The organism is Hydrocarboniphaga sp. (genome assembly GCF_028291725.1).
In the GTDB taxonomy this organism is placed as follows: domain Bacteria; phylum Pseudomonadota; class Gammaproteobacteria; order Nevskiales; family Nevskiaceae; genus Hydrocarboniphaga.
Genome location: NZ_JAQGNT010000097.1, coordinates 1 through 15994 on the forward strand (window position 1 = coordinate 1; position 15994 = coordinate 15994).

A 15994-nucleotide genomic window follows, 5' to 3' on the forward strand; every position below is an offset into this window, starting at 1 on the left:
GCTCCAACTCAGCCTCCACTTCCGCCGTGAACGACAGTGTCACCGCCACCCGAGCCATCTCATCCCCCCCAACGCCGCAATGGGGGTTATCATAATACTATCGATGTATAATGCAATTAGGCACTAGATCAGGATCAGCAGCCCGGTGGTGAAAACACAGCCCGCCACGAAACCGTTGAACGCCCATACATACCGGGGCCGGATGCGGCGGCGGTTGAAGGTGTCGAAATAAAAGAAGCTCTCCATGACTGTCATCTTTTTGTTATGTGCGGCTGTCGCGAAGAATAAGGGATATCGCGCCGGATGGGTGCCGACGGCGTCATGTTTTGAGCCTTGCGTCCCAAAACCGAGGCCGGCGGACCGTTAGTGTGCTGACGTAGGAATGCTCTTCACGTTGCTGGAATGGGGCTGCTTTTTGCAGACCATTGCGAACCCCACTCAAGGTCAGACAATGAAAAGCTGGACATGGCGCGCTGTCGGGGCCAGCGCCGCATTGATTTGCGGCCCGGCCGCGGCCGGCGATGGCGCCACCTCGCTGGCGATGGGGCCGGTGCCGGTCGGTTATGCGGCAGCGTCGTTCGAGTCGCCGGTGGCGTTCGGCGCCAGCTGGGGCTCGGTCGGCATCGGCATGGTGACGGAGCGGCAGAAGGGCGACGCCTCGCTGTCGGTCGCCGCCGGCCTGGGCGATCCGGACGAGTCGGCGGGGCTGGACGTCGCGGTGGTGCTGTCCTCGCTAAGCGACTCGAGTCTCGGCTCCGGCGGTTTTGGGGACGAAGGCAGCTTTTCGATCAAGCTGCATCGCAATCTGGGCGGGTATACCGCGATTGCGGCGGGCGCCAGCGCGGTCGGCCAATGGGGCGGGAGCGTGTTCGATGCGAATAATCCCGCCGGGCATTATCTGGCGATTACCCGCGCTGTTTTCGTGGGTGAGCATGTTTTGATGCTCAGCGCCGGCGCCGGCCACAATGTCAGCAATAAAAACGGCAACGACAACGATATATTCGGTTCGGCGAGTTTTTATTTGACGCACTGGCTGTCGGTGATCACTGAATACAATGGTTTTGATACCAATGCGGCGGTTTCGGTTGCGCCGATGGCTCAATGGCTGCCGTTGACGGTGACTTTGGGGTATGTGGATTTATTGAGCGACCATAACTCGAGCCCGCGGTTTTGTGTGGCAGCGGGGCTGGGGTTCAGGTTTTAAGGGTTTGCTGTTCCCCTCTTCCGCTTGCGGGAGAGGACTAATGTCAGCCGGATAGCCATCATGAAAATCGTTGCCACCCTGATCCTGATCGCCAGCACCACCCCGGCCCTCGCCGGCGTGCCGATGGATTCCTTCAACAGCGCCAATGCCGGCCTGCTGCCGGCTCTGGCGACCGAGCGCAGCGAGGAATCCGCAAGCCTGCAGGGCGGGCCGGCTCAGGCACTGGTATTGATGGCGCGGCGCTCCCGCAAATCGGTCGCGGCGCCGTTATCGCCAGCCGCCGAGCCCGTGCCCGAGACCCGCAAATAAACCTGAGATTATATTCAGCATTACCGGATTATTACGTTATTATCTTCCCGCTCTCTTTTTGAGAGCCCAATCAAAAGCCCCAAAAAGGGGCTCGATCACTACGGAAAAAGATAATGACCACGTATAACGACCTGCTCAAGCAGATTGAATCGCTCACCAAGCAAGCCGAAGAAATCCGCAAGGCAGAACTCGACAGCGTTATTGCGGATATCAAAGACAAGATGCAGAAGCACGGCATCAGCCTCGCCGATCTGCGCGGCACCGAGAAAAGCGCAGCCCGCGTCTCCAAGAAAGGCGCCAGCAGCGGCAGCAAGGTAGCCGCCAAGTTCCGTAGCCCGGCCGGCGAAACCTGGTCCGGCCGTGGCCGGACACCCAAATGGCTGGCCGAGGCCGAAGCGGCCGGCGCCCAGCGGGAGTCGTTCGCGATTTGAGGTTTACAGGGGTGAGTGGCGCACCTGGCGATCCTGAGCCCGGCCCGTCACCATCCTGATTTTTTTCAAGTTTCAAGCCGTAACTGGCTTGTTACGTCCCCCGGGCACTGCCAGACTTCAAAAATGGGGGAATCAGCCGCGTATTCAGACCTCGCCGCCCGGGAAACCGTGAAGCGGGTTACGGTCGTGGTCGTCAACTACAACTCCGGAGCCTGGCTGGGGCGCACACTGAAGCGACTGTCGCTGCAGACCTTCCGCAACTTCGAGATCGTGGTGGTCGACAACGGCTCCGAGGACGGCTCGGAGGACGCCTGCATGGCGTATCACCGGGTTCGCCTGATACGCGCCGGGCGCAACACGGGCTTTGCGGCAGCCAACAATTTTGGCGTGGCCCAGACACGCAGCGAGTGGGTCGTGCTGCTCAATCCCGATGCGCCGCCGCACCGCCGCTGGCTCGAGCACCTGCTGCGCGAGGCGCGCCAGCGCAACGATTTCCGGATCTTCGGCAGCCGCCAGGTCAATGCGGCCAATCCGCGGCTGCTCGACGGCAACGGCGACGATCTGTCGGCCTACGGTGTCGCCTGGCGCCGCGGCTATCTGCGGCGGCGCACACCCGAGGCGGTGGCGCCGCGCTCGCCGTTCGGTGTCTGCGGCGCGGCGCTGATGGTGCGCAGATCGGATTACGAGGCGCTCGGCGGCTTCGACGAGCGGTTCTTCTGCTACTGCGAGGACATGGATTTTTGCTACCGCGCCAACCTGCGCGGCTGGATGAGCTGGCAGGTGAGCAAGGCGATCGTCTATCACGCCTCCGGCGCCTGCAGCCGCAGCAAGCACAACGAGTTCGCGATTTATCACGGCTATCGCAACCTGATCTGGATGAGCGTCAAGAACGCACCCGGCTGGGTGCTGCCGTTCGCGCTGCTCGGCCACAGCCTTCTGGTGGTGGTCAAGAGTATCGCCACCCGGAGCCGCGACGCCCGGGGCGCGTATCTGCGCGGCTGGCGCGACGGCTGGTTGAAATCGGGCCCGTTCTGGCGGGATCGCAAAGCGGTGCAGAGCACGCGCGCGGTGTCGGTCCTGGAGCTTGCGCGGCGGTTGATCTGGAACCCGTTGTCGATCCCGACCCGCTGGATACTCAAGGACGGGCCGCCGCGGTTCCGCAAGCAGAAACGCGCGGCGAAACGTGACCAGCAGAATCGAACGCGTGGCTGAATTGCCGGCATACTTCGGAGACAAAATTTTGCCGGGCCTCCCAGCATGAGCACGCTTCGATGGTTTGTTCTGCTGGCCTGGGCCTGCTTGGCCGGCTGCGGTGGCGGTGGTGGTGGCACGACGACGCGGCCGCCGAGCTTCGTGGTGTTTTATTCCGACGACCACGGCTTCGCCGATCTGGGTATCCAGGGCGTGCGCGACGACGTGCTGACGCCCAATATTGACAAGCTCGCAATGGACGGTGTGCTGGCGACCAGCGCCTACGTGACCGCGCCGCAATGCGCGCCGTCGCGCGCCGGCATGCTGACCGGCATCCATCAAAACCGTTTCGGCCTGGATGACAACGCCTCGGGCCCGCTGCGGCCCGAGCAGGTAACCATCGCCGAACGACTCAAGGCCGCCGGCTACGTCACCGCGATGGTCGGCAAATGGCATCTGGGCCTGGATCAGAACAACACCCAGAACGTGCCCGCCGGCACCGACCCTGCGCTTTTCTACGCGGCCAACCAGGGCTTCGACGAATACTTTGAAGGCTACATTAACGATTTCATCGCGTCCCACGACGCCGCCGGGCATGCGCTGGACCATGCGCCTGCGGGCGTCCATGACGAGACTTATCGGATCGATCTGGCGACGCAGTGGGCGCTATCGTTCATCCGCCGCCATCACGACAAGCCGTTTTTCCTGTACGTGCCCTACTACGCTCCGCATGTTCCGCTGGAGGCGCCGCAGGTTTATCAGCAGCGCTTCGCGCACGTCAGCGACGCGACGCGCAAGATCGGGCTGTCGATGCTGTCGGCGATCGACGACGGCGTCGGCAAGATCCGCGCGGAACTGGCCAAGGACCAGCTCAGCGAGCAGACGCTGGTGGTGTTCATCGGCGACAACGGCGCTCCGCTGGGCGCGGACTGGGACGGGTCCTTGAACGATCCGCTGATCGGCGAGAAAGGCATGCTCACCGATGGCGGCATCCGCGTGCCGTTTGCGGCGGCGTGGCCGGGCAAGATTCCGGCGAACCGAGTTTTCAAATCACCGATCAGCACGCTCGATGTGGCGACGACGCTGCTCGCGGCAGCGGGTATCGCCAAGCCGGCGGAGCTCGAGGGCGTGGACCTGCTGCCCTACTTCAACGGCCAGCTCACGACGCTGCCGCACTCGCGGCTGTTCTGGCGCTGGGGCTCGCAGGCGGCGGTGCTGTCGGAGCAGTGGAAGCTGATCCTGCTCGGCAGCCAGCAGCAGTTGCTTTACGACATGAGTGCGGGTGCGCCGGAGGAGGCGGACGTCAGCGCCGCTCATCCCGAGGTGGTGCAGGAGCTTCAGGGCGAGCTGTCAGCCTGGGCCGCCGGGCTCAAGAAGCCAGGCCTGCCGCAGGGGCCGCTGGATGCGCATGACAAGGCGCTATATCAGGCGCATGGGATTGTGCCGTAGCGGCGCGCGCTGCTGTTACCCGCGACCAGCCGCTATAACGGGAAAGCCTCAGCCCTCACCCCCCGCTTCGCGGGACCCAGGAACCTCTCCCTCCCCCGCTTGGGGAGGGCCGGGTGGGGGCGGAAGGCGCGGCGCTGTCGTCTCGCCCCCATCCCAACCTTCCCCCGCAAGCGGGGGAAGGGGCTGGCCGGTTCCGGGATTCAAGCCGGCAGGTGCAAGCCGGCGGAGGTCTCTCCCGCAATCGGGAGAGGGGAAGTATCAGGGTCAGCCTTTGTTGCCCAGCCCCAGGCGCTCGCCGGAATAGCGCTTGCGCTGGATCTCGCGGCACCAGTCGATGTTCTGCAGATACCAGGCAACCGTCTTGCGGATGCCGGTTTCAAAGGTTTCACGCGGAGCCCAGCCCAGTTCGCGCTGGATCTTGGCGGCGTCGATCGCGTAGCGCTGGTCGTGGCCGCGGCGGTCCTGTACGAAGTGCATCAGCTGCCGATGCGGCCTGTGCGGCGAATCCGGCAGCATTTCGTCGAGCAGATCGCATAGATACTCGACCAGGTCGAGGTTGCGCTTTTCGTTGTGGCCGCCGATGTTGTACTGCTCACCGGGCACCCCGTCCGTGTACACCTTGATCAGCGCCTGCGCGTGGTCGGTGACGTAGAGCCAGTCGCGCACGTTGCTGCCGTCGCCGTAGACCGGCAGCGGCTTGCCGTCGATCGCGTTGACGATCATCAGCGGGATCAATTTCTCGAGGAACTGATAGGGGCCGTAGTTGTTCGAGCAGTTGGTGATCAGCACCGGCAAGCCGTAGGTGTGATGCCAGGCGCGCGCCAGGTGGTCCGACGCGGCCTTGCTCGCGGCGTACGGCGAGTTCGGCGCGTAAGGCGTGGTCTCAGTGAAGTAGCCGGCGGCGCCCAGCGTGCCGTAAACCTCGTCCGTCGAGACGTGATGAAAACGGAAAGCGCTTTTTGCCGGGCCCTCTAGCGTCTCCCAATACGCGAGCGTCGCCTGTAGCAGGCGGAACGTGCCGACGACGTTGGTATCTACGAACTCGGCCGGCCCGTCGATGGAGCGGTCGACATGCGACTCGGCGGCCAGATGGATCACGCCGCTGGGCCGGTGCCTTGCGAACACGCGCTGCAGTTCGGCGGCGTCGCAGATGTCGACGTGCTCGAAGCGATAGCGCGGGTCCTGCGGCGCGCTCTCGAGCGCCTCGATGCTCGCGGCATAGGTGAGCTTGTCGAGGTTGACGATCGAATACGCGCTCGTCGCCATCAGCTCGCGGATCAGTGCCGAGCCGATGAAGCCGGCGCCGCCGGTGATGAGCAGGGTCTGTTTCATAAACCTTGGTTCGGATTCCCTGGCCGGGATTTCTTGGTGGCCAGCAGATATTTCCAGAAAGCGGAGGAGGTCCAGTGCTTCAGCAGGCTGGTCGCATGCCAGAGGAAATACCGCAACTTGCGCGCGCTCATGCGCCGCGCCTCGTGAATCACCGGCGCGGTGCGGATCGCCGCGACCTCGAAACCGAGATTGCGCGCGCGGATGCTCAGATCGGCATCCTCGCAATACATGAAATAACGCTCGTCGAAACCCTGCAACTGTGCAAAATCCTGGCGGGTGATGGCGATGAACAGCCCGGCGATCCAATCGGCAGGCTGGCGATCATTCACCACGCGCCGACGGTGGCGGCCGCCGAAAACATGACGGCGTACCAGCGCGGCGGGCGTGATCAGGCCGCGCGCGTTGTCTTCGACTTCGCCGCGCACGTTGACGATCGTGGGACTGGCGATCAGCCGCGAGCCCGGGGACAAAAGATGCTGTTCCAGAACCTGGAACGGATCGGCGCCAAAACTCAGATCGGAGTCGAGTATCGCCAGCAGATCGCCGCGGCACATCTGCGCCGCGCTGTTGTGATTGGCGGCAAAGCCCCGGGGTCGATCGTTGCGCGTGATCAGCAGCGGGCCGGGCCAGATGCGCGTCAGATCGTCGGCGGGATCCAGCTCGCTGTCGTTGATGGTGATGACCACCTCGAAGCGCCCGGGCTGATAAAACCGCGCCAGGTCCGCCAGCAGGCGGCGAACGCTCACCAGGTGGCCATGGCTGACGATGGACAGGCTCCATAGCGGAGCCACCGGAGAATGTTCGCCCATCACGCGGCGCAGACCGGCCCCCTGTAGTGCTTCGTCCAGAGGAAGCGGGTCCGAGCAGCGCGGATGACCGTCCGCCGGTGCAGTCACAACCCGCCCCGTTGTCGGCACAGAGTCGGCATCGGCGAACTCAGAGCCTGAGCACGACGCCGGCGGCAATGGCGGTCTGATACAGGATTTCGACGATGTCCTTGGAGAACTGGAAGGTCTTGCGCTCGACCTTGGGCAGAATCAGGATCTCATCGCCGGATTCGACTTTCTCGCGGCTGCCGATGCTGGTCATGCGGATCTCGCCGTTGGGTTTCATCACCAGCACTTTGTCGACGTCGCCGATCTGGGTCGGGCCGCCGGCCATGCCGATGTAGTCCTTGACGCGCAGCTTGTCGTCCTCGACGAAGTTGCTGGGGAAGTAGACCTCGCCATGCACCGCGATGATCGGATTGGAGCGCGGGATGCGGATGACATCGCCGTCTTCGAGCGGAATGCGCGCCGGGTCGGCCGTCGCGGTCAGAATCAGCTGGCCCTTGGGCTGCACGCTGCGGGCGCGCGTGATGAACTGGTTGATCAGCGCCGCCTCCTGGGTGCGCAGCTGCGCTTCGTCCGCCGTCGCCGATCGCGCCGAATAAACCGCGGCGTCGAGTTTGTCGAGCATGTCGTTGAGCACCTGCTTCTGGCGCGCGGCGATGCTCAGGCGATACAGCTGCAGGCCTTCGCGCAGCGACTGCGGGCTAAACTGCATGGTGTCCAGCAAGTCTTTCAGCGTGGCGTTGTACGGCAGCACGTATTGGCCGCGCCCCAGATGCTCGCCCTCCACCTGCACGATGATTTCGCCGATCAGGCGGTCGGCGATGAGCTCGACCTCGTCGCCAGGCTGCACGACGACGCCGCTGAGATCGCTGGTCAGCGGCAGGTACTCTGCACGACGCGAGTCGCCGGTGTTGTGGGTCAGGCGCACGTGGGTCGCGGTGGCGTTGGCGCCGGCCATGGTCAGCACGGTTTTCAGCGGGGTTGGCGCGTTCATCTCGTAACGGGCCGGCGTCGCGACCAGTCCGCTGATCGTTACCGTCGGACCCAAGGGACCAACGAAGATCGAGTCGCCGTCTCGCAACTGCATCAGCGGCAGCTTACCCGCGAGCATGAAGTCGTAAAGGTTCACCTTGGCGATTTCGGTACCGCTGCGCAGCACGCGGATATCGAGATAGCTGCCGGACAGCGGATCTACGCCACCGGCCACATCGAGGAAATGCAGAATCGAGTCGGAAGAATTCGCGCCATACAAGCCAGGCCGCCGCACAAACCCGCTGACGAAAACCTTGACTGGCTGAGCCGCAGCCAACGATACATAAGTGCCAACGTTCTGCTTGTAAACCCGCTTGACCGCGCCTTCGACGACGCGGTTCAAGTCGCCATTGCGCACGTTGGCGACGTGGATGGGGCCGACACCAGGAACGAAGATGTTGCCCTGGGTGTCGACCAGCAGCCGGGTCGCGAGGGTAAGGCCGCCCCAAAGCCGCACGTCGACGAGGTCGTCGATCGAGATCTGGTAATCGGGATTGAAGCTCTGAAACGATTCCTGGGCGAAAGCACCCTGGAACAGGGTCTGCCCGAAAACCGGGGTGCTCGAGGTCAACGCGGTTTGGACGATTTGCGAATCGACGATCGGCGGCGCAGCGCGCGCCGCCAAGGGCACTTGGGGGATCGGGGTCGCCAGTATCGCCTGGGAGGTGCTGGTGATTGGCGGGACCGCCACCATCGGCGCGGCGACGCCAGCCGCGGCAGGGTCGGCCGGAGTCTGCCCCGCCGCCTGCTGTTGTTGCTGCTGATAGGCCGCCGCCGCGCCGGGCATGGTCTGCGCCCATAGAGGGGTGCAGAGCAGCGCGATGATAAGGCCGATGGCGCGGCTGAGGTGCGCTGTCCGTCTGAGCTCAAGCATCCCTGTGGTCCCGGATCGCAGCGGCGATCAGCGTGAGAATAAAGAAAACCAGGTGCAGCAAGAAAAACGCGGTGACGATCGAATAGAGCCGCGCCGGCACTAGGGCCTCGTCGGGCAAGCTGGCTTTGGAGACCTGGACCAGATGCTTGGCATTATGTGAGGCCGCCAGGCGGGAGGCCTCCAGTGCGCGCAATCCGACTTGGTAGGAATCGCTCGCCACGGTCACTGCGGTCTGTGCGGCCTGATAGTCGAGATACAGGTCGCTGAGGCCCTTATCGTCACCGCCGACCTGTTTTGCGCGTTCGGACACGATTTGCTTCTCGAGTGCGGCGATCGCCGTGCGCTGCGAAACGATCTCCGCCGCGGTCTCGTTGATGTAGCCCAGAGAGGCGCTGAGCTGGGCGCGACGCCCGGCCAGTTGCGCCTGAAGACTCGCGATGATGCCGGACAGCGTCGCGCTCTCCGTCTCCGGGCTCAGCAGCTCGTTCTTCTTCTGCAATTCGATCAGCTGGGCGGTGGCCGTGTGTAGCCGCGCGTTGGATTTCTCGAGCTCGTGCTCGACGAAGGTCATCTGCTCGCGCGCGATCTTCTGACTGATCTGGTTGACGAAGTGGTCGGCCTCTTTGACGATCCGCTCCGCCATCGCCTGGGCGAACTCACGCGAATACGCCTCGACAGTCAGATGGATGATGTAGGAACTCCCATCGACTCGGACCTGCACGCGCTTGTTGTAGAACTTCAGGAAGGCTTCGCGAGACGCGTCGGAATCGAGTCTGGAAATGGGATCTTTGCTGGCATCGGAATAGTGCTGCCTGAGTTTGAGCTCGTCGTCCAGCAGCAACAGCAGCGTCAGTGACTGAATGTATTCCTGGATCAGCAGGGCATCGGCGACGGCACCGGAGGAAGCGGAAAACAGGCCGAGGTCCAGTGTGGCCGAGCCCAGGGACGCATCGCTCTGGACCACGATTTCGGCTTCGCTGATGTAGCCCGGCGAGCGGATCAGACCGATATACGTCGAGTACAGGATCAGCGGGACGACCATGCTGCCGATGTAAAGCCAGGAGATCAGGAACGACGCCTTGCGCGCGCCCTGACTATCCGCAGGCTGCGCCAATCCGAAACGTTCAAGTCCGGCATTCAGCGCGGCCGAAACGCGCCCGAGCACTTGCCCGTTCACTTTTTCTTTTCCCCCACCAATGGCACATCCACTCCCTCTTCCTCGGCATACAGCTTCAGCGCATCGCGGATATCGTCAAACCAGAGCGCCTCACCCTTGCGTACGTAAATCCCGGAGTCACATTCTTCCTGGAGGGAACGCAGATTATGACTGATCATGATGACAGCCGCCTTCCCCCGCTTGGCCCTGAACGTACGTGAGGCCTTGCTGCGGAATACCTGGTCACCGGCCGAACTCAGCTCGTCGATCAGGTAGTAGTCGTAGTCGAACGCCATCGCGATGCCAAAGGTCAGGCGCGACCGCATGCCGCCCGAATAAAAACTCAGCGGCAGGTCGAAGAACTCGCCTATTTCGGCGAAACGCTCGATCCATTCCAGCCGCAGGCGCATCGTGTAGTCGTCGTCGCCATGGATGCGGCACACGAACTTGGCATTCGCTCGCCCGGTGATGTTGCCGGCGGTGCCGGTGGACACGCCCAGCGGCGGCGATATGGTGCCTTCGTTGGTGATCGTGACGCGGCCGCGGTCGGGCTGATCGACGCCTCCGATCAAGCGCAGGAACGTGGTCTTGCCAGACCCGTTTCGGCCGACGATGCCGACACTGCGCTTATCCGGGATGGTCATGTGCAGATCGCGGAAAACGTAGTGCCGACGGAAGCCCAGCAGCGGATAGGATTTGGTGATGCCGTCGACGACGATCATTCGGGGAACCTAAAAGAGCCGATACCGATTTCGCCGATAGAACGCCAGCGAAATAAACAGCAGCAGGATCACGCATTCGGCGGCGTAGTTGAGATCACCCCGAGCCGGATAGCTCTTCATGCAGGTAGCCCGGATCTGATCGATGATATGCAGCAGGGGATTCCACAGCAGATAAGGCTGCATCACCCTGGGCAGTGCATCGATCGAAAAAATCACGCCCGAGGTCAGGTACATCATGCGGACGAAAACCTGCTGTATCATTTTTGTCTGGCGGACAATGCTAGTCATCACATCGAAAAACAGCCCGATCGAGAACGCAAACCAGTAGAGCAGGAAAATGCAGTAGAGCAGCTCCAGCGGCTTGTCGACGGTGTAGGGGAACCCAAGCCAGTTCGCGATGGCGAGCATCAGCGCAAAAACGACGCCATACATCATGAATTCGATGAAGCCTCGCACCAAGCCGACGTCGATCGGCTGAATCTGGCGAAAGTTGAACAGCCCGCTGCCCGCCATGATCCCGCTGCCCGACATGGCGTGAGTAAACATCTGGTACGGGATGACTCCCAGAGCAAAGAAAAACACGAAGTCTTCGCCGTAGATCGTGCCATTGAGGCGCCCCTTGATGCCTCGGATCAGTAGCGTCAGCACGACGACCTGAAACGCCGGCTCGACGAAACCCCACAGGTAACCACCGCGCTGGGTGCCGAAACGAGCGCGGATCTCGCGCATCAGGAACGCCCACAGCGAACTCTGGAAGACCTTGACGGGCGGCCGTGGCTTGATTCGCGGCAACTCGAGCAGCTCGATCGGCTCTTCTTCAGCGGTCTTGCTCGTCTCGCCGAGCAAGACCGCTGGCGGCGGCTGTTTGGTGCCGCCGGCGTCCGGGGATTGGACTTCCGCCGGACTGTTGATCAGCTCGCGACTGTCGCCGATGACGCGCGTATGAACCTTTTCGCCGATTTCCAGCTGGTTCTTGAACGAGAAGCCGAATCCGCAGGCTCCGCTCGGATGAAAACCGCGTGCCTTGATGTCGGGACGCATCTGGTCCGCGGTCACCACCTGGGTACGCCTGCCCACCCGGATTTCGATATCGACCGGGGCGTCGACACCCTCGATGTAGGCCCAGCCGCCACCACCACGGGGAACGACGCGATCAATCGTGCCATTGGTCTTGAAGATGCCTAGCGGCAGATCCGGAAAGGCGCGATACAGCCGCTGCCAGCTGCGCGCACAGATCCGTCGTTTGACGTCCGCCTGCCCGACGAAGCCGGCGAGCGCGTCGATCATCGCATCGCTGCACTCAAGCACTTCCTCGGAGCCGATCAGCATTCTGGCGGCGCTGGCCGAAGCATCGTCCGCGAGCCAGGCGGGAAGCACATCGCTTCCGGCCCCGGCTTCGACGGCAACACCGGGAGCGTCGAGCACCAGCAGATAGCGCACGCCCTTCAGGCGCGGCAGCACATCGCTGAACGCCTCGCCCTTGACCGGAGCGCGCAGCTGCCAGCGCGGGCCCTGGTGATAGCGCTGGTCGATGATCGCCTGCTGCCCGCCGGCATCTCCCTCTGCCAGGGCAGAAGTCAGCGCAACATCGTTCCAGCCGGGAAATGCGACACCATGCGCAGGCCAGCCCAGCTCACGCAGCAGTGCCATCAGCACGGCGACCGCGTGCTCGTGTCGCCCCCATACGATGACCGTGGACCGATCATCCGGTGCCAGCGTCACTCCGGGAACGATCTGCCAGTTCATGCCGTCCGCACGACCGGCTTGGCCTGGGGCGCGGACGCCGCAGCGGTACTTTTCGCAGCCTGCGCCTTCTTTCGCAAACGCTGCGCCGGCCCGTCGTTGCCATCGATAAAGACTTTCCGCGCGTAGCGATACAGCAGCTGATCGTAAATGACGAGCGGCTTCAGCGCGGCGCGAAGTTCCGGGTTGTCAGCATCGATGCCGTAACGTTCCGGATTGCGGTTTTCCTGGGGGACGTAACGTGGCAACGGCCAGTTCATTCTGCTTGCAATGCCCGCCAGGAAAGGCTCCATCTGCTCGGTAAGCCCCACGTGATCAAAGTGGATCAGGGACTGTCGCGCCGACTGCAAATGACTTTGACGGACGCGCTCCGCGGACGCAACCGAACTCAGGTAGCGCACCTGCACGTTATCGACCAGGACGATTTCTTCGGCGCCCAGCCCTGCGACCAATGCCTTGACCGCCTTGCGATCAGCAAAATCAGTCGCCGCGAGCTTGGCGGCGAACGCCCGTATCGCGGGCGAATGCCCGGCTAGCCGTGATCGCTGTGAAGGCTCGGCCAGATGCCGGATGAAAGCCAGATGCGAAAGCACATGGTCTAGCGGATTCCGCAGCAGCGTCACTTTCAGATAGTCGTCGCAGTCGAGCCGGCTACTCAGCACTGGATAGGTGATGTGGCCGGAGATCACCGAACTCTTCGCCAGCTCTGCCCGGCCACCCTGGGTGCGCCAGCGGGGATCGACCTCGAGGTGAAACGCGCAGCGGGCAGCACCGACGCTTTCCGAAAGAAACCGGTTCACCGAGGTGCCCGCGGTCTTGGCGATATGCATGAACAGCAGCTTGGTCGGCTGGGCAGCCGGATCGCGCAGCACAAAGCTGAAGATCGGAACCCGGGCGCCTCCGGCGACCCATACCTCGACACGGTACCGGCCCGCTTCGTTCAGCGATAGGACGCCGCCGAAGCCGCCATTGCCGGCATGCCGGAGCTTGGGGTCAACCGCAGCGACCCCCTCACGAGCCTGGCCGACTTCCAGCTGCCCAAGATCGCGTCCATCGCGCTCGCGGACTACCCGGATGTCGGTCACCGACTTGTTGCGATCGATGATCCAGCCGCGCAATTCGAGGCTTTCCCCGGCCGGGATCAGGGTCCTCGGTGCTGGAGCGTCGAACCCGAATGACCAGCCTTGCGGCTTGGGCTCGGCGATGACCCGCGAGACCACCAGATCGCCGGACGCGCGGACACGCCCCCAGCTACTCGCCACGGCAGTACTCGGTCAGGCGGTCGATCGCACTGCGATGGCCGGTGTTCAAGCTCGTCATATACCTATGCATACCGTTGATCGCCGCCAGGCCAGGGCCAATACGGCGCGGGCTCGGCAGACAACGAATAATCTGCCAGCTTCATCGAGAAGCCGGGATGGTAAAAAGGATCGTTCCACAACTGCGGGCCCCAGCGCTCGTGCATGTACGCGATCTCGCGTTCGAAGCGCTCACGCTTCTGAGGCGTGTCGTCCAGCCCGCGCGACTTGGACTCATGGTGAATCAGGCAGGCATGCGGCGTCCATACAATGTGCCGGCCCGTCTCAGCCACGCGCAGGCAAAGATCGACGTCGTTGAACGCGACCGGCAGATTTTGCGCGTCCAGTCCACCCAGGGCCTCGAACACCTCGCGCCGGACCAACAGGCAGGCAGCCGTGACGGCCGACACCCTCTGCGGCTGCCACAGGCGGCCCATATAACCCGGACTTTCGGCCGCGGAGCCAAGATGGCCGTGGCCGGCGACACCGCCGGCACCGAGCACCACGCCGGCGTGCTGAACCGTTTGGTCCGGGTACAACAGCTTGGCGCCGACGACCGCGATACCGGGACGCAGGACCCAGGAGACCATCTCGGCGAGCCAGTCCGGATCGGTGATCTCGATGTCGTCGTTCAGCAGCAGCAACAATTCGCCGCTGGCCTGGCCGGCCGCCATGTTGTTGATCGCCGCATAGTTGAACGGCGCATCGAATGGCAGCACCCGCGTATCGGGCATCTGCGCCTGCTCGTCGAACAGCCGCAAAGTCGCCGGATCGCGGCTCTGGTTGTCGACGATCAATACCTCGAAGTTGGGATACGCGGTCAGCTCGCGCAGCGAACGCAGACATTGCGACAGGTGATCAAAGCCGTCCCGGGTCGGGATGATGATCGATACGCGCGGCGGCGGATCGCCGAGCGGAAAGCGTACCCGGTACATGTTCGGATAACGCCCGTCCTCGATCCTGGCCCCCGGCACGTCGTGCAGATGGTGGCTGAGCGCGCGGTAGCCGGCGGTCTGCGTATAGGTCTTGGCCGAGGCCGCGCGTGCGGTCGAGCCATGGATCGCACGCCAGTGATAGAGCACGACCGGAATGTGCCGGACTTGCTCGGGCCGGCAGCGCGCGGTGCAGCGCAGTATCAGGTCGTAGTCCTGGCTGCCGTCGGTGCCCGCCCTGAGCCGGCCGACGTCCTCGACCAGCCTGCGCCGGTAGATCGCCAGGTGCGCGATGTAGTTGTTGGACAACAGCAGTTCGGGGTTCCAGTCCGGCTTCAGGTGCGGCATGAAGCGGCGGCCGCGCTCGTCGATCTTGTCCTCGTCGGTGTAGATCACCTCGGGACGCGGGTCGCGGTTGATCTCGAGCGCCACGTAGTACAGCGCCAGCTCGGACAGCCGGTCGTCGTGATCCAGAAAACCGAGGTACTCGCCAGCGGCCAGGTCCAGAGCCGCATTGCTGGCCGCGACGATACCGCCGTTCTGCTCGCAGAACACGAGGCGAATCCGCGGGTCGCTCGCAGCCGCCGTGCTCAGCCAGTCGCGCACCCGCGGATCGGGCGAGGCATCGTCGGCGATGCACAGTTGCCAGTGTGGATAAAGCTGGGCCTGCACCGAGGCCACGGCCTGCTGCAGGAAGCGCAGCGGCGTGTTGTAGACCGGCATCACGATCGAGATCAGCGGCCGATCGGCGAGCCGCTGGATATGCGCGGCCACGGCACCGCGATGAGTGCTGCCGGCCGGCTCGGTGCGCCGAATCCAGGCGCGGTAGCGCAGGTTCTGCAGGCTAAGGCCCAGCCGCGGCAGCAGCCGGTTCAGCAGCGGCCGCAGCGGCCAGGCCAGACGGCGCAGGATCGCGAGCGACAGGCGCGACAACTGCTGATCCGCGGGCAGCCGCTTGACGCTCAGGCCTTCGATGCGGAAGCGTCCGGCGCGAGTGGTCGGGTCCAGCCGCAACTGCAGCGTGCGCAAAGGCAGCCGCAATTCCGCCGAGAAGCTGCGGCGATCCGGGCCATAGGTCATCGCGATGGAGCGCTGTTCGCGATAGCCGCGACCGCTGTCGACGTAGAGCCGAGGCAGGCCGCCGGCCGGCCCGGCGCTGCATTGCCCGGACAGCCTGACCCAGCCTTTCGGGCAGGCACGCAGGTTGGCGACCTCGAACTGCGGGTCACCACCAAGGGCCAGCCACTGGTCCGGTGCTTCGGGCTGCAGCTGAGCTGCGGCGCGCAAAACCACTGGCGTGGGGTCGCGGCTCTGACCGGCCCAGGGCCACAGCCAGTGCAGTTGCAGCAAGGTGTTCAGCAGCAGCCGCGACAGCCGGTACGCGCGGTTGCGGATGCGCCGGAGCCTGCTGGGGGGCGACAGCGGGCCGGCGACGATCATCGCGGGCCCGCGCTCACTGGTACACCTTATCGCCGAGACGACAGCGCA

At 63.7% G+C, this 15994-nt stretch carries 14 protein-coding genes; 5 read left to right on the forward strand and 9 right to left on the reverse strand.

Annotated elements, in window-relative coordinates; all coding sequences use genetic code 11:
* Positions 1-123: 123 nt before the first annotated feature.
* On the reverse strand, positions 124-246 hold the full coding sequence (locus JWQ90_RS25225; RefSeq protein ID WP_299697832.1) for a hypothetical protein: 123 nt from the start codon (positions 244-246) through the stop codon (positions 124-126).
* Between the two features lie 136 nt (positions 247-382).
* On the opposite strand from JWQ90_RS25225, the gene JWQ90_RS25230 reads away from it, so the two are divergent.
* The 5 genes from JWQ90_RS25230 (at position 383) to JWQ90_RS25250 (ending at position 4584) form a co-directional block, all read left to right on the forward strand.
* Positions 383-1204, forward strand: a complete 822-nt coding sequence (locus JWQ90_RS25230; RefSeq protein WP_299697833.1) for a hypothetical protein — start codon at positions 383-385, stop codon at positions 1202-1204.
* 60 nt (positions 1205-1264) lie between these two features.
* Positions 1265-1513 (forward strand): hypothetical protein, encoded by a 249-nt coding sequence (locus JWQ90_RS25235; protein ID WP_299697834.1) that lies wholly within the window; start codon positions 1265-1267, stop codon positions 1511-1513.
* Positions 1514-1626: 113 nt separating this feature from the next.
* A complete protein-coding gene (locus tag JWQ90_RS25240; protein WP_299697835.1) occupies positions 1627-1944 on the forward strand; it encodes an H-NS histone family protein in 318 nt (105 codons plus the stop codon).
* Positions 1945-2067: 123 nt separating this feature from the next.
* A complete protein-coding gene (locus JWQ90_RS25245) occupies positions 2068-3156 on the forward strand; it encodes a glycosyltransferase family 2 protein (RefSeq protein ID WP_299697836.1) in 1089 nt (362 codons plus the stop codon).
* A 45-nt stretch (positions 3157-3201) separates the two neighbouring features.
* On the forward strand, positions 3202-4584 hold the full coding sequence (locus tag JWQ90_RS25250) for a sulfatase-like hydrolase/transferase (protein WP_299697837.1): 1383 nt from the start codon (positions 3202-3204) through the stop codon (positions 4582-4584).
* Positions 4585-4848: 264 nt separating this feature from the next.
* Here JWQ90_RS25250 and rfbB read toward each other — a convergent pair whose 3' ends face one another.
* From rfbB to JWQ90_RS25290, 8 genes are all read right to left on the reverse strand, one after another.
* Complete coding sequence (gene rfbB / locus JWQ90_RS25255) at positions 4849-5916, reverse strand: dTDP-glucose 4,6-dehydratase (protein ID WP_299697838.1); 1068 nt, start codon at positions 5914-5916, stop codon at positions 4849-4851.
* Positions 5913-6812 carry a glycosyltransferase gene (locus tag JWQ90_RS25260; RefSeq protein ID WP_299697839.1) on the reverse strand — a complete coding sequence of 300 codons (900 nt, stop codon included), beginning with the start codon at positions 6810-6812 and terminating at the stop codon, positions 5913-5915. The genes rfbB and JWQ90_RS25260 overlap by 4 nt, the downstream gene beginning before the upstream one ends.
* A gap of 40 nt (positions 6813-6852) precedes the next feature.
* A complete protein-coding gene (locus JWQ90_RS25265) occupies positions 6853-8568 on the reverse strand; it encodes a polysaccharide biosynthesis/export family protein (protein ID WP_299697840.1) in 1716 nt (571 codons plus the stop codon).
* Positions 8569-8647: 79 nt separating this feature from the next.
* Entirely contained in the window at positions 8648-9832 is a 1185-nt protein-coding gene (locus JWQ90_RS25270; protein ID WP_299697841.1) for a hypothetical protein, read from the reverse strand.
* Positions 9829-10533 carry an ATP-binding cassette domain-containing protein gene (locus JWQ90_RS25275; RefSeq protein WP_299697842.1) on the reverse strand — a complete coding sequence of 235 codons (705 nt, stop codon included), beginning with the start codon at positions 10531-10533 and terminating at the stop codon, positions 9829-9831. Before JWQ90_RS25275 ends, JWQ90_RS25270 begins: the two co-directional genes overlap by 4 nt.
* 9 nt (positions 10534-10542) lie before the next feature.
* The gene (locus tag JWQ90_RS25280) at positions 10543-12279 is read right to left on the reverse strand and encodes an ABC transporter permease (protein WP_299697843.1); all 1737 of its coding nucleotides are present in this window, start codon (positions 12277-12279) and stop codon (positions 10543-10545) included.
* Entirely contained in the window at positions 12276-13496 is a 1221-nt protein-coding gene (locus JWQ90_RS25285) for a hypothetical protein (RefSeq protein ID WP_299697844.1), read from the reverse strand. The genes JWQ90_RS25280 and JWQ90_RS25285 overlap by 4 nt, the downstream gene beginning before the upstream one ends.
* 104 nt (positions 13497-13600) lie before the next feature.
* A complete protein-coding gene (locus JWQ90_RS25290) occupies positions 13601-15946 on the reverse strand; it encodes a glycosyltransferase family 2 protein (protein ID WP_299697845.1) in 2346 nt (781 codons plus the stop codon).
* Between the last annotated feature and the right edge of the window lie 48 nt (positions 15947-15994).

Coding starts and splice junctions, on each gene's coding strand:
- JWQ90_RS25240 (WP_299697835.1), top strand. CDS start 1,627: ATGACCACGTATAACGACCTGCTCAAGCAGATTGAATCGCTCACCAAG.
- JWQ90_RS25245 (WP_299697836.1), top strand. CDS start 2,068: ATGGGGGAATCAGCCGCGTATTCAGACCTCGCCGCCCGGGAAACCGTG.
- JWQ90_RS25265 (WP_299697840.1), bottom strand. CDS start 8,568: ATGCCCGGCGCGGCGGCGGCCTATCAGCAGCAACAACAGCAGGCGGCG.
- JWQ90_RS25230 (WP_299697833.1), top strand. CDS start 383: ATGCTCTTCACGTTGCTGGAATGGGGCTGCTTTTTGCAGACCATTGCG.
- JWQ90_RS25280 (WP_299697843.1), bottom strand. CDS start 12,279: ATGAACTGGCAGATCGTTCCCGGAGTGACGCTGGCACCGGATGATCGG.
- JWQ90_RS25225 (WP_299697832.1), bottom strand. CDS start 246: ATGGAGAGCTTCTTTTATTTCGACACCTTCAACCGCCGCCGCATCCGG.
- JWQ90_RS25250 (WP_299697837.1), top strand. CDS start 3,202: ATGAGCACGCTTCGATGGTTTGTTCTGCTGGCCTGGGCCTGCTTGGCC.
- JWQ90_RS25235 (WP_299697834.1), top strand. CDS start 1,265: ATGAAAATCGTTGCCACCCTGATCCTGATCGCCAGCACCACCCCGGCC.
- JWQ90_RS25275 (WP_299697842.1), bottom strand. CDS start 10,533: ATGATCGTCGTCGACGGCATCACCAAATCCTATCCGCTGCTGGGCTTC.
- rfbB (WP_299697838.1), bottom strand. CDS start 5,916: ATGAAACAGACCCTGCTCATCACCGGCGGCGCCGGCTTCATCGGCTCG.
- JWQ90_RS25290 (WP_299697845.1), bottom strand. CDS start 15,946: ATGATCGTCGCCGGCCCGCTGTCGCCCCCCAGCAGGCTCCGGCGCATC.